General features: G+C 48.9%; 20 protein-coding genes. All 20 read right to left on the bottom strand.

Going from position 1 to position 11,897, the window contains the following annotated elements; translation table 11 throughout:
- Positions 1–43: 43 nt before the first annotated feature.
- Positions 44–1,027 (bottom strand): DNA-directed RNA polymerase subunit alpha, encoded by a 984-nt coding sequence (rpoA, locus tag Q1V74_RS10200; RefSeq protein WP_260650581.1) that lies wholly within the window; start codon positions 1,025–1,027, stop codon positions 44–46.
- Positions 1,028–1,178: 151 nt separating this feature from the next.
- On the bottom strand, positions 1,179–1,802 hold the full coding sequence (gene rpsD / locus Q1V74_RS10195; protein WP_260650580.1) for a 30S ribosomal protein S4: 624 nt from the start codon (positions 1,800–1,802) through the stop codon (positions 1,179–1,181).
- 11 nt (positions 1,803–1,813) lie between these two features.
- Positions 1,814–2,209 carry a 30S ribosomal protein S11 gene (rpsK, locus tag Q1V74_RS10190; protein ID WP_260650579.1) on the bottom strand — a complete coding sequence of 132 codons (396 nt, stop codon included), beginning with the start codon at positions 2,207–2,209 and terminating at the stop codon, positions 1,814–1,816.
- Between the two features lie 14 nt (positions 2,210–2,223).
- On the bottom strand, positions 2,224–2,589 hold the full coding sequence (rpsM, locus tag Q1V74_RS10185; protein WP_260650578.1) for a 30S ribosomal protein S13: 366 nt from the start codon (positions 2,587–2,589) through the stop codon (positions 2,224–2,226).
- 36 nt (positions 2,590–2,625) lie between these two features.
- Positions 2,626–2,739: a 50S ribosomal protein L36 gene (gene rpmJ, locus Q1V74_RS10180; RefSeq protein WP_003805360.1), complete on the bottom strand. Its 114-nt coding sequence runs from the start codon at positions 2,737–2,739 to the stop codon at positions 2,626–2,628.
- 34 nt (positions 2,740–2,773) lie between these two features.
- Positions 2,774–2,992 (bottom strand): translation initiation factor IF-1, encoded by a 219-nt coding sequence (gene infA, locus Q1V74_RS10175; protein WP_077734070.1) that lies wholly within the window; start codon positions 2,990–2,992, stop codon positions 2,774–2,776.
- 6 nt (positions 2,993–2,998) lie between these two features.
- Complete coding sequence (gene secY / locus Q1V74_RS10170; RefSeq protein ID WP_260650572.1) at positions 2,999–4,324, bottom strand: preprotein translocase subunit SecY; 1,326 nt, start codon at positions 4,322–4,324, stop codon at positions 2,999–3,001.
- An 11-nt stretch (positions 4,325–4,335) separates the two neighbouring features.
- The gene (rplO, locus tag Q1V74_RS10165; RefSeq protein WP_260650571.1) at positions 4,336–4,779 is read right to left on the bottom strand and encodes a 50S ribosomal protein L15; all 444 of its coding nucleotides are present in this window, start codon (positions 4,777–4,779) and stop codon (positions 4,336–4,338) included.
- A 10-nt stretch (positions 4,780–4,789) separates the two neighbouring features.
- Positions 4,790–4,975 (bottom strand): 50S ribosomal protein L30, encoded by a 186-nt coding sequence (gene rpmD / locus Q1V74_RS10160; RefSeq protein WP_260650570.1) that lies wholly within the window; start codon positions 4,973–4,975, stop codon positions 4,790–4,792.
- Between the two features lie 3 nt (positions 4,976–4,978).
- Positions 4,979–5,500, bottom strand: a complete 522-nt coding sequence (rpsE, locus tag Q1V74_RS10155; RefSeq protein WP_260650569.1) for a 30S ribosomal protein S5 — start codon at positions 5,498–5,500, stop codon at positions 4,979–4,981.
- Between the two features lie 11 nt (positions 5,501–5,511).
- Entirely contained in the window at positions 5,512–5,865 is a 354-nt protein-coding gene (rplR, locus tag Q1V74_RS10150) for a 50S ribosomal protein L18 (RefSeq protein ID WP_260650568.1), read from the bottom strand.
- Between the two features lie 21 nt (positions 5,866–5,886).
- Positions 5,887–6,420, bottom strand: a complete 534-nt coding sequence (gene rplF, locus Q1V74_RS10145; protein WP_260650567.1) for a 50S ribosomal protein L6 — start codon at positions 6,418–6,420, stop codon at positions 5,887–5,889.
- 11 nt (positions 6,421–6,431) lie between these two features.
- Positions 6,432–6,824: a 30S ribosomal protein S8 gene (rpsH, locus tag Q1V74_RS10140; RefSeq protein WP_260650566.1), complete on the bottom strand. Its 393-nt coding sequence runs from the start codon at positions 6,822–6,824 to the stop codon at positions 6,432–6,434.
- A 10-nt stretch (positions 6,825–6,834) separates the two neighbouring features.
- Entirely contained in the window at positions 6,835–7,140 is a 306-nt protein-coding gene (gene rpsN / locus Q1V74_RS10135; protein WP_260650565.1) for a 30S ribosomal protein S14, read from the bottom strand.
- A gap of 11 nt (positions 7,141–7,151) precedes the next feature.
- Positions 7,152–7,691 carry a 50S ribosomal protein L5 gene (gene rplE, locus Q1V74_RS10130; RefSeq protein WP_300648621.1) on the bottom strand — a complete coding sequence of 180 codons (540 nt, stop codon included), beginning with the start codon at positions 7,689–7,691 and terminating at the stop codon, positions 7,152–7,154.
- 11 nt (positions 7,692–7,702) lie between these two features.
- Complete coding sequence (gene rplX, locus Q1V74_RS10125) at positions 7,703–8,020, bottom strand: 50S ribosomal protein L24 (RefSeq protein WP_260650563.1); 318 nt, start codon at positions 8,018–8,020, stop codon at positions 7,703–7,705.
- 12 nt (positions 8,021–8,032) lie between these two features.
- Positions 8,033–8,401, bottom strand: a complete 369-nt coding sequence (rplN, locus tag Q1V74_RS10120; RefSeq protein ID WP_260650562.1) for a 50S ribosomal protein L14 — start codon at positions 8,399–8,401, stop codon at positions 8,033–8,035.
- Positions 8,402–8,815: 414 nt separating this feature from the next.
- Positions 8,816–9,343: a hypothetical protein gene (locus tag Q1V74_RS10115; protein ID WP_300648618.1), complete on the bottom strand. Its 528-nt coding sequence runs from the start codon at positions 9,341–9,343 to the stop codon at positions 8,816–8,818.
- A gap of 44 nt (positions 9,344–9,387) precedes the next feature.
- Entirely contained in the window at positions 9,388–10,161 is a 774-nt protein-coding gene (locus Q1V74_RS10110) for an OmpA family protein (protein WP_300648616.1), read from the bottom strand.
- Positions 10,162–10,238: 77 nt separating this feature from the next.
- On the bottom strand, positions 10,239–11,897 hold a 1,659-nt coding region (locus Q1V74_RS10105; protein ID WP_300648614.1), incomplete at its 5' end, for a YadA-like family protein.

The raw sequence follows: 11,897 nt of genomic DNA, 5'->3' as shown, positions 1-11,897 counted from the left end.
CCCATCACTATCTGCCATAGCCTGCTTTTTTAGGTGTCGGCGATTAAGGGCGCTCTAGACCTAGCGGAGGCCAGTTTTCTAGCTTCATCCCCAAGGTTAGGCCACGTGCCGCCAATACCTCTTTGATCTCGTTAAGCGATTTACGACCCAAGTTAGGTGTTTTAAGCAGCTCGTTTTCCGTGCGCTGAATCAAATCACCAATGTAGTAGATGTTTTCTGCTTTCAAGCAGTTTGCAGAGCGTACGGTTAGCTCTAAGTCATCCACAGGACGTAACAAGACAGGGTCAATCTGCGGAGCGGCGCGCTCGGTGGTCTCGAAGGTGTCTTCCTCGTGCTCTAGCGCCGCAAATACAGAGATCTGATCCATCAAAATGCGCGCTGCTTGACGTACAGCCTCTTCGGGGGTGAGCACGCCATTGGTTTCGATGTCTAACACCAATTTATCCAAGTCTGTACGCTGCTCCACACGCGCGTTTTCTACTTCGTAGCTAACACGACGCACCGGGCTATAAGACGCATCTAAAATAATACGACCAATCGTGTGCTGACGATCTTCGGACAAAGCACGAACGTTACCAGGCACATAGCCACGGCCCTGCTCGACCTTGATTTGCATCTCAAGCTTGCCTTCGTCAGTTAGGGTCGCCAAGTGATGATCGGGGTTAATGATCTCCACATCATGTGGCAGCTCAATATCACGCGCGTAAACCTCACCAGCTCCAGATTTGTTGAGCGTCAAGGTAACTTCTTCACGACCGTGTAATTTGAATACCACCCCTTTTAAGTTCAACATGATGTCAACCACGTCTTCACGTACACCGGGGATGGTGGAATATTCGTGTACCACACCGGTAATCTGTACCTCGGTGGGTGCATAACCTGTCATGGAAGACAATAAGATTCGACGGAGTGCGTTACCCAACGTATGGCCATAACCACGCTCAAAAGGCTCCATGATAACTTTGGCGTGATGTTTAGTGATGGCCTCGACTTCAATAGAACGCGGCTTTAGAAAGGCTTGAGACATGAGATTTCCTTTTCAATACCCTCGGCTCGTTACACCGATAAGGCTGATGGAATAATAAAAACCAACAAGTGGTAAGAGACCACAAGGCCCACCATCTATAAAAAGAAAGTGGGCCAAGTGATAATAACCGTAATCCGAAGACTTGGGTTAATTAGCGTGAGTACAACTCAACAACTAGCGATTCGTTCACATCACGTGCCACATCAGCACGATCTGGAACCTGTTTAAATACACCGCTAAGTTTGCTGGTGTCGACCTCAACCCATTGTGGAAGACCAACGCTTTGTGCAAGTTCGAGTGCTTCTTTAATACGCACTTGGGAACGTGCTTTTTCGCGAATGGAAATCACATCACCGGGTTTAACTGCCATGGAAGCAATATCCGCAGTACGGCCGTTAACTTCGATTGCGCGGTGAGTTACCAACTGACGTGCTTCTGCACGTGTGGAACCAAAACCCATACGATAGACAACGTTGTCTAAACGGGATTCGAGCAATTGAATTAACAATTCACCGGTATTACCGCGACGACGCTCTGCTTCATGGAAGTAGCGACGGAATTGTTTTTCCAATACACCGTACATACGCTTTAGTTTTTGCTTTTCGCGTAACTGTAAGCCGTAGTCGGAGGTACGGGAGCCAGAGGTGCGACCGTGCTGACCTGGACGAGAATCCAATTTACATTTGGAGTCCAAGGAGCGACGAGCGCTTTTCAAGAATAAATCAGTACCCTCACGACGTGAGAGTTTACATTTAGGTCCAATATAACGAGCCACGTATCTTCCCCTTAGATGCGACGACGCTTGGGCGGACGGCAGCCGTTATGTGGGATCGGCGTAATGTCTGCAATACTGGTAATTTTGATACCAAGTGCATTCAATGCGCGAACCGACGAGTCACGGCCAGGGCCAGGGCCCTTGATGCGAACTTCCAAGTTTTTAATACCGTATTCCATTGCAGAGCGGCCAGCCATTTCGGCGGCTACCTGTGCAGCGAACGGTGTGGATTTACGCGAGCCTTTAAAGCCAGCGCCACCCGATGTCGCCCAAGACAATGTGTTGCCTTGACGATCGGTGATAGTGATGATTGTGTTGTTAAAGGTCGCCTGAACGTGCGCAATGCCGTCGGAGACGCTCTTTCTGATTCTCTTACGAGCGCGCGATGCGCCAGAAGCTTTAGCCATCTTCTATTCCTCGATTATTTCTTCAGAGACTGCGCTGCGCGACGTGGTCCCTTACGGGTACGTGCGTTAGTGCGTGTACGCTGACCGCGCACAGGCAGTCCGCGACGGTGGCGCATCCCACGATAACAGCCCAAGTCGATCAAGCGTTTGATAGACAATTGGACTTCACGACGTAAATCGCCTTCAACGTTAAATTGCGAAATCTGCTCGCGAATGACTTCTAGTTCGGCGTCGGTAAGATCTTTGATCTTTTTGGAATATTCAATGCCCGCGGCGTCACAAATTTGACGAGCGCGAGTACGACCGATACCGAAAATCGCGGTTAGACCGATTTCGGCGTGTTGATGCGGCGGAATGTTAATGCCAGCAATACGGGCCATGGTTGTTCCTTGTTAAATCGGTTGCGTTTCGGCGTATCAGCCTTGACGCTGCTTGTGACGGGGATCAGTGCAGATTACACGTACCACGCCATGACGTTTAATGATTTTGCAGTTGCGGCAAATCCGCTTCACTGATGCCATTACCTTCATGGTTGACTCCTAGTTTTCTTAAACCGGCCGCTGCTTATTTAGAGCGGAATACAATTCTGGCTCGGCTAAGATCATAGGGCGTGAGCTCCACTGTGACCTTGTCGCCCGGCAGAATCCGGATGTAATGCATACGCATCTTGCCCGAAACGTAGCCTAACACCATATGGCCATTTTCTAGCTTGATACGAAAAGTTGCGTTTGGGAGGTTTTCTACAACCTCGCCTTGCATTTGTATAACGTCGTCCTTTGCCATTTTCTTCTATCGCATAGGCAAACCCGTGCCTTTAAAGTTAGCCTTTTTCAGCAACGAGTCATATTGTTGAGACATCACGTAGGCTTGCGCCTGTGACATGAAGTCCATAGTAACTACAACAATAATTAGCAAGGAAGTACCACCAAAGTAGAATGGTACGTTCCAGCGCATCTGCAGAAACTCCGGAACCAAACAAACTATAGTGATGTAAATCGAGCCAGCTAAGGTTAAGCGGGACAAGATTCGATCAATATAGCGTGCTGTTTGTTCTCCGGGACGTATACCAGGTACAAATGCACCGCTTTTTTTCAAGTTATCTGCCGTTTCGCGACTATTGAAAACCAATGCCGTGTAGAAAAAGCAGAATAAAATAATCAGAGCTGAAAACAGCGTGATGTACAAAGGCTGACGAGGTGAAAGCGCAGCTTCCAAATCACGTAACCAGCCCAGACCCGGTGTAGTGGAGAACCAACTGGCAATTGTAGCTGGAAGCAGAATAATTGACGAGGCAAAAATAGGAGGAATTACCCCTGCCATATTCAGCTTCAGCGGCAAGTGCGAGCTTTGTCCGCCATAAATACGGTTACCTACCTGACGTTTCGCGTAGTTGACCGTGATACGACGTTGTCCACGCTCGACAAATACAACAAAGTACGTAACAGCAACCACCAGCACGATGATGAACAATGCAGATAATATCGACATAGCATCGGTTCGTACTAGGTCTAGCAAGCCACCAAGGGCGCTAGGTAAACCTGCCACAATACCAGCAAAGATGATAATGGAAATCCCGTTACCAATACCACGTTCAGTGATTTGTTCACCGAGCCACATGAGAAACATGGTGCCCGTGACCAAGGTCACAACTGTAGTAAAGCGGAATAACAAACCGGGGTCGATGACGAGACCGGGTTGTGACTCCAATGCAACAGAAATACCAATTGCCTGGAATAGTGCAAGAAACACTGTACCGTAACGAGTGTATTGGGTGATCTTTCGACGACCCGCTTCACCCTCTTTTTTGATTGCCTCGAGCGTAGGCACAACCACCGACATTAACTGCATAATAATCGATGCAGAAATGTAGGGCATAATCCCCAGTGCGAACACTGAGAATCGTTGCAACGCACCACCAGAGAACATATTGAACAAACCCAAAATACCACCTGAGTTTTGTTGGAATAGATCTGATAGTGCGTCTGGATTGATCCCTGGGACGGGAATATGTGTACCCAAGCGGTAAACAACCAGCGCGAGCAGCAGGAATACAATACGCCGCTTTAAATCAGCGTATCCAGAACCTGTCTTACCCTTTGCCTGTGCTTTAGCCACCGTGACCCCTTTTATTCAGCCAAAGACCCGCCAGCAGCTTCAATAGCAGCACGGGCACCTGCTGTTGCACGCAAGCCTTTTAAAACGACTTTGCGGGACAGCTCGCCGGATTTAATGACTTTAGCGTAACGCACGAGCTGACCAACAATGCCAGCTTGCTTCAGTACCTGAATGTCGACTTCTTCTACGTCTAAACGTTGTAAGTCAGACAAGCGGACCTCGGCGTGCAAGTGACCACCTGGGGCAGTAAAACCGCGCTTAGGTAGACGACGCTGTAAAGGCATTTGACCGCCTTCAAAGCCAACTTTGTGGTAACCGCCAGAACGTGATTTCTGACCTTTATGACCACGCCCTGCTGTTTTGCCGTAACCGGAACCCATACCGCGACCAACGCGACGGGCTGCGTGTTTGGCGCCCTCAGCAGGTTTTAATGTATTTAATTGCATTTGCGACATGCCGATTCCTTTAGGCTTCCGAAACGGTGACTAAGTAATCCACTTTGCGGATCATGCCACGAACTTCGGGAGTATCAACCAGAACGCGGCTGCTGTTAACGCGGCGTAAGCCTAGACCACGGACGGTGTCACGATGGTCTTTTTTTGTACCGATAACAGAGCGCACGAGAGTAACCTTGATTTGCTTCTGTGCCATGATTTACCCCAGAATTTCTTCAACTGTTTTGCCACGTTTAGCAGCAATTTCAGCCGGTGTGGAGCAAGCACGCAAACCATTTAGGGTTGCGCGAACCATGTTGTACGGGTTGCTGGAGCCTAAGCTCTTAGCTACAACGTTACGTACACCCATTACTTCGAAGATCGCGCGCATAGGACCACCGGCGATCACACCAGTACCTTCAGCAGCGGGAGAGATAAGTACAGTGGAGGCACCATGCTTACCAACTACGGAGTGATGTAGCGTACCGTCTTTTAGCGCCACTTTAAACAAACCACGACGGGCTTGCTCCATGGCCTTTTGTACAGCAACGGGTACTTCACGGGCTTTTCCTTTGCCCATCCCGATACGGCCATCCCCATCACCTACTACTGCTAATGCAGCGAAGCTCATGGTACGACCACCCTTGACGACTTTACTGACGCGGTTAACCGCAATCATTTTTTCACGCAGGCCGTCGTCGCGCTCCTGGTCGGCATTTTGTCTGCCTTGTGCTTTAGCCATTTGATAATTCCTTAGAACTTCAAGCCGGCTTCACGCGCGGCGTCAGCCAACGCTTTCACGCGGCCATGATAACGGAAGCCCGAACGATCGAATGCAACGGTTTCGATACCAGCGGCTTTGGCTTTCTCGGCAACACGTTTGCCGATGAGTGCAGCAGCTGCAACGTTGCCACCATTGGCCAGCTCTTTGCGCACTTCGGGTTCCACCGAAGAGGCGCTGACCAAAACGCGGTCGCCTTCGGGCGAGATAATGTTGGCGTAAATGTGCAGATTGGTGCGGTGTACCGCCAGGCGATGTACGCGTAACTCGGCAATTTTCTTGCGAGTTGCCACTGCACGACGCAAACGAGATTGTTTCTTGTCCATAATTCGTCCTTGCCTGTGCGATTATTTCTTTTTGGTTTCTTTCAGGGCTACGTGCTCTTCGGCGTAGCGTACACCTTTACCCTTGTAGGGCTCAGGGCGACGGTAAGCGCGAATTTCAGCAGCACACTGACCGACAACCTGTTTGTCCGCACCTGTCAACACGATTTCGGTTGGGGTTGGGCATTCGGCTGTCACACCAGCGGGCAGTTCATGCACGATGTCGTGAGAGTAACCAAGTTGGAGCTTAACGGCGTTGCCTTGTACTTGTGCACGGAAACCCACACCAACTAAAAGTAGTTTACGGGTAAAACCGGCGCTAACACCAGTAACCATGTTGTTCACTAAGGAACGAACGGTACCGGACATAGCTTTAGCATGACGGCTGTCGTTAGCTGCTACAAAAGTAAGCTGACCTTCGTTTAGCTCGATTTTAACATCGCCAGTCAAAGGCTGAACTAAAGTACCGCGTGGGCCTTTAACAGTGATTTGATCTTCTGCGATGGTTGTTTCTACGCCATTAGGTAAAGCGACTGGATATTTTGCAATACGTGACATTGATGATCTCCTTATGCCACGTAACAGAGGACTTCGCCACCTACGCCAGCAGCGCGGGCTTTGCGATCAGTCATCACACCACGAGAGGTGGAAACAATCGCTACGCCTAGGCCGTTCATCACCTGAGGGATCTGATTGCTGCCTTTGTAGATACGTAGACCAGGACGCGACACGCGATCGATGCGCTCGATAACGGGTTGTCCAGCGTAATATTTTAGGGTGATTTCCAAAACGGGCTTTTTGTCGCCAGTTACTTGGAAGTCTTCAATGTAGCCTTCGTCTTTTAGCACTGCTGCAATGGCAGCTTTTAGCTTCGAGGAGGGCATGGATACCGACTGCTTGTTGACCATTTGTGCGTTACGAACGCGGGTCAACATGTCGGCGATTGGATCGCTCATGCTCATGTGATTTCTCCTACCAGCTAGCTTTGGTCATACCCGGAATTTCGCCCTTGAGCGCCATTTCACGGATTTTATGACGAGTTAAACCGAATTGTTTGTAAACACCGCGAGAACGACCAGTAACAACGCAGCGATTACGCAAACGTGTTGGGTTGGCATTGCGAGGAAGCTTTTGTAGATCCAAGCGAGCCTGATAACGTTCTTCGTCGGACTTAGACTGATCGTCGATAATGGCTTTTAGCGCAGCGCGCTTAGCAGCGTATTTCTCGACCAGTTTTGCGCGTTTAATATCGCGATTGATGAGTGATAGTTTTGCCACGTCATCGCCCCTTAGTTACGGAACGGGAAGCGGAAAGCGTTCAATAGCGCTTTGGCTTCTTCGTCGGTCTTAGCAGAGGTGGTGATGCTAATGTTCAAGCCACGAACTGCGTCAATTTTGTCGTATTCAATTTCGGGGAAAATGATTTGTTCTTTTACCCCTAGGTTGAAGTTACCGCGGCCATCAAAAGCACGAGCTGGTATACCACGGAAGTCGCGAACACGTGGTAATGCCACGGTGATCAAGCGATCGAGGAACTCGTACATGCGGCGACCACGCAATGTGACTTTACAGCCAATTGGGTAATCTTCGCGGATTTTAAAACCAGCAATCGCTTTGCGGGTTTTGGTAATAATAGGTTTTTGACCTGCGATTTTCGCCATGTCTTCGACGGCATGGTCGATGACTTTACGATCAGCAACGGCCTCGGAAACACCCATATTTAGAGTGATTTTTGTGATACGAGGTACTTGCATGATGCTTTTGTAACCAAACTGCTTTTGCAAGTCAGCTACAACGGTATCGCGGTAGAATTTTTGTAAACGTGCCATGATGTCGTCCCCTATGCCTTAGCGCCAACGACTTTACCGTTGGAGCGAAATACACGCACTTTGCGACCGTCAACAACGTCAAAACCAACGCGATCAGCTTTGTCGGTTTCGGGGTTAATCAAAGCAACGTTAGAGATGTGAATAGGCATGGTTTTGTCTACGATGCCACCTTGTACGCCAGCCATGGGGTTAGGACGCACATGTTTTTTAGCAACGTTAATCCCTTCGACCACAACGCGGTCACCATCAACGCGCAACACAGTGCCACGGCGACGTTTGTCGCGACCGGCTAGCACAATGACTTCGTCGCCTTTACGGATTTTTTGCATATCCTAGGCTCCTTATAGTACTTCGGGTGCCAACGACACGATCTTCATGAATTTCTCGCTACGCAATTCGCGCGTAACGGGACCGAAGATACGGGTGCCGATGGGTTCTAGTTTTGCGTTAAGCAAAACGGCGGCATTGCCACCAAATTTAATCAACGAACCGTCTTTGCGGCGAACACCTTTGGCAGTACGAACTACCACAGCGTTGTAAATTTCGCCCTTTTTGACGCGTCCGCGCGGGGCCGCTTCTTTTACAGTGACTTTAATAATGTCACCGATTGCGGCATAACGGCGCTTGGAGCCACCCAACACTTTAATGCACATTACGGAGCGCGCACCAGTGTTGTCGGCCACATCCAGCGTGGTCTGCATTTGAATCATGATTTTTCCTGTTCCAACTTAACTGCACAACCTGGTACGAACTAACTATAGTCTACCAAGCAACGCAACCAGTTTTGGTCCCGTCAGATTCGACGTTGTTGATAACCACTGCAATTGGTTGTAGTAGCTTAGCGCCGAACCCTGGGTTGAAATCTTGCGAGAAACAAAACGTGTGTTTGGTCTACTTGTTTTTGTATAGCAAATACTATTTTAAAATCAAGTAATCTATCATTTTAGCAAAAAACAGCATTTAGGCAAGCTTTTTCTTTAACTCCCAACGATTTATGCCGTATTCATACAACAAAAAGAGCTTGCTTCTGACCAACCCAAAAAAGTGTCAAGCAGAAGCAAGCTCAAGTCGGACTTAGCTATTAATTCCTTGCTAAAGAACGGTAGGCCTATATGGATTCCCCACTAGCCGCCTTTCATCATATTCAAAATAGCCTGTGTATGCTGAGCATTTTGAGTTTGGATTAACAGGCGTCCATCTGTTATCACCTCTCCTATACGTGCAATACTGGCCAACTGCCCTTGCACACTTAACAAAAGAAAGTGCCCTTGCGCCTGTCTTGTAATGCTATGTAATTTACCCAATCCTCTTTGATTCATTTCCAATAAAAGAAAGGTTCGCTGGTCAGCTGTAGTAACAGGTGTCACTCGCAACAAGTCCGCCTGAGTTAAAACAGGTTGAGGTAAAGCGTATAAGTTCTCTCCACCTACATCAACTGCTACTAACGTATCTTCTTTTTGCTCTTGCGCTAAATGCAAAGTAATGACCACAGAAGATTGTGATTGAGACTGGGCTCCCCCAGTATTTCCTTGTTGAACTACAGGAGGTACTGGATCTACAGCCTCTGGAGCTCTTTGTGGAGCTGTGTGCTGACATGCCGTTAACCCAATGGCCAAAGCCAATACAGTCACTAACTTATATAGTAATCTCATTTCTTTTCCGATTAAAAATCCCGCATATATACGCCATATTTGTTTTACTTAACAGCATTGATCACAATCTCTACTCGACGATTAGGAGCTAAGCAAGCTATTAAGTCACTACGATTTCCTTGATCACAGTGCACTAAAGGATGCTGATCACCAAAACCTTGCGCAAGAATTATATTTGGCTTAATACCAGCGCTAATCAAGGCTTGCCTGACTGCCTCTGCTCGCTGTTGAGATAAACGCTGATTAAAAGCTGAGCTCCCGATATGGTCAGTATGACCTGATACCACAACTCGCTCTAGCTCATTTACCTGACCCAATTGATCCACCAGCTCAGAAATCTTACCTAATCCGGCACTTGTTAAAACAGCACTGCCAAAAGCAAAGGCCACATCGCCCGATAAGGAAAGAGAGCGCTCCGGCTCCGGTTTAGGCGTATCATCCAACACTGAGGCACACTCGCTTGGCTTCCAGTAAAAACTCTGGCCTAACTTATCTTTATCAAAAAGGACCTTAAACTGACAAGTTTTGACACCTTGGGGCGTGTTGAAATGGAATAAATAATCCCACTCACGAACTTTAAACCCTTCCGAGAAATGTGGGCGCCCTAGCAAATTATAGAGCTGATCGCGAGTCACTCCTTTCTGAACTTGTCGTAAGTTTTCAATATTCGGGTAGGAACCTACTTCAAATGTCACTTTATCGATCTCGGGAAATACTGGATTATCCGTCTCCCCCTTAGAGTCGACCTGACTCAAGGTACCGCAGCCCACAAGCACAAAACTGCTAAAGAGAGCAGCTCCAAGCCAACTTCTTTTCATGATATGAATTCCTTTAAATATGAGTGTTGTGCATCGGTGCTGCTTAAAGCACCGATGCAACTATCATCAAGGCTGACTTACCATTGATAACCAATACCTACTGCACCACCATAATCACCACGTGATGAGGTATTACCGGAAAGCTTGTATACCCATTTACCATTGTCGGTAATTCCGGAAAACCCAATGGCCATACCAGACTCTCCACGCCAGGTTCCAGCCGCCATAGACATCATATTCTTACCGGGCAAGTATGCCTGCGGCAAAGAAGCTGTTGCCATCGCCGCCGCCACACCTGCTCTTAACCGGTTATCCATACGATGAATATCATGACGAATGTTATTAACCTGGCCTTGCAGATTACCCGCAACCTGATTCAGCTGACTCACATTAACAGCATCGGTGTCATTGACGCCCGCTGCTACATTGGTAATGTGCTTACCTCCCATATTGATCCCATTCTCATTAATAATAGGACCTCCGTTGCTAATATGGATTTCATCAGCTTGAACCTTTACAGCCGTAATGGAATTCACCTTCATATCCTGGGAGACTGCTACCGTAATATCCGCACCTGCACCATTCGGCCGCTCGGTCTTGGAGATGACGATATTGTCACCGGCCACGAAGCCCACGGTGTTGCCGTTGTGGATCGGAGTAGAACTATCCCCCACACCACTGCCACCTGAGCCTCCGGTGTTAGAACCACCACCGGTACCACCAGTGTTTGCCCCCCCTGTATTACCATTCTCAACTGGTGCTTCGACGTTCCAATGCAAGCTATCCAGAACATCTTTCAAAGATGTATGCTGGCCGCCGTTATACGCAAAGGATCCGTTACCATCTAAGCCAACAAACGACTCAATCGGTTTTAACTGCCCATAATTAACAGCATCAGTTGGGGCCGTTCCGGCGGCTACATTGGTGATGCGCATATCACCCGCATTAATGCCACCTAGGGTAATGCTAGGCCCACCCGTTAGGACTAGGCCCGTGCTCCCCAAGTGAACTGCTTCACCAATCGCAACACCCGCATTATTTATGGTAGTGCCGCCGGTCTTTAGACTGCCCTCTTCACCCAGGTCAATGTCTTTATTCAGTTTGACCTCGACCCTACCGTCATTGTCGACACCCGTTTGCGCGACCGTGATGTTCTCATCACCCACAAAGGTCACAACTCCTTTCGGACCAATATTGGCGCTCTTGCCTTTCGCATCAGTCACCGTCCAGCCTGCATTCGCAACATCACTGACTAACTTGAGCTGGTCTTCAGTAGCCGCCTGGCCGCTGGTGAAGTTGTTTGGATCAAAGGTTGTATTGGTCAGTCCGCCGATTCGGCCGGTATCACCATTGATCGTGACCGGGTTTGCTCCGCCCACCACGACCTGCGTGCTGCCGATATCTGTGCTGTTACCGGCTGCATCTGCCACCGTGATCGAACCTGCACCTACGGTAGTCGTGTCACCAGCGGCATTCTTCACCGTAGTGCCTGCCGCTGTCGTAGAGGTCTCGTTGCCCTGATCGTCTTTCACCGTCAGGCCAGCATTGTTTACGACTGTGTTTCCTGTCGTCAGGCTACCCTCTTCGCCCAGATCGATGTCTTTGGACAAGGCCACACGAATCACACTGTTGCCATCAGCATCCTGCTCAATCTGCGTCATGATGTTCTGGCCTTCGTCGAACTTCGACCAATCAGCATTGTCCTGAGCACCGGCAACCGTCACTCTGGAACCCAG

The organism is Paenalcaligenes sp., from assembly GCF_030152715.1.
In the GTDB taxonomy this organism is placed as follows: Bacteria; Pseudomonadota; Gammaproteobacteria; order Burkholderiales; family Burkholderiaceae_B; genus Paenalcaligenes; species Paenalcaligenes hermetiae.
This window is presented reverse-complemented; position numbering and strand designations above follow the sequence as displayed.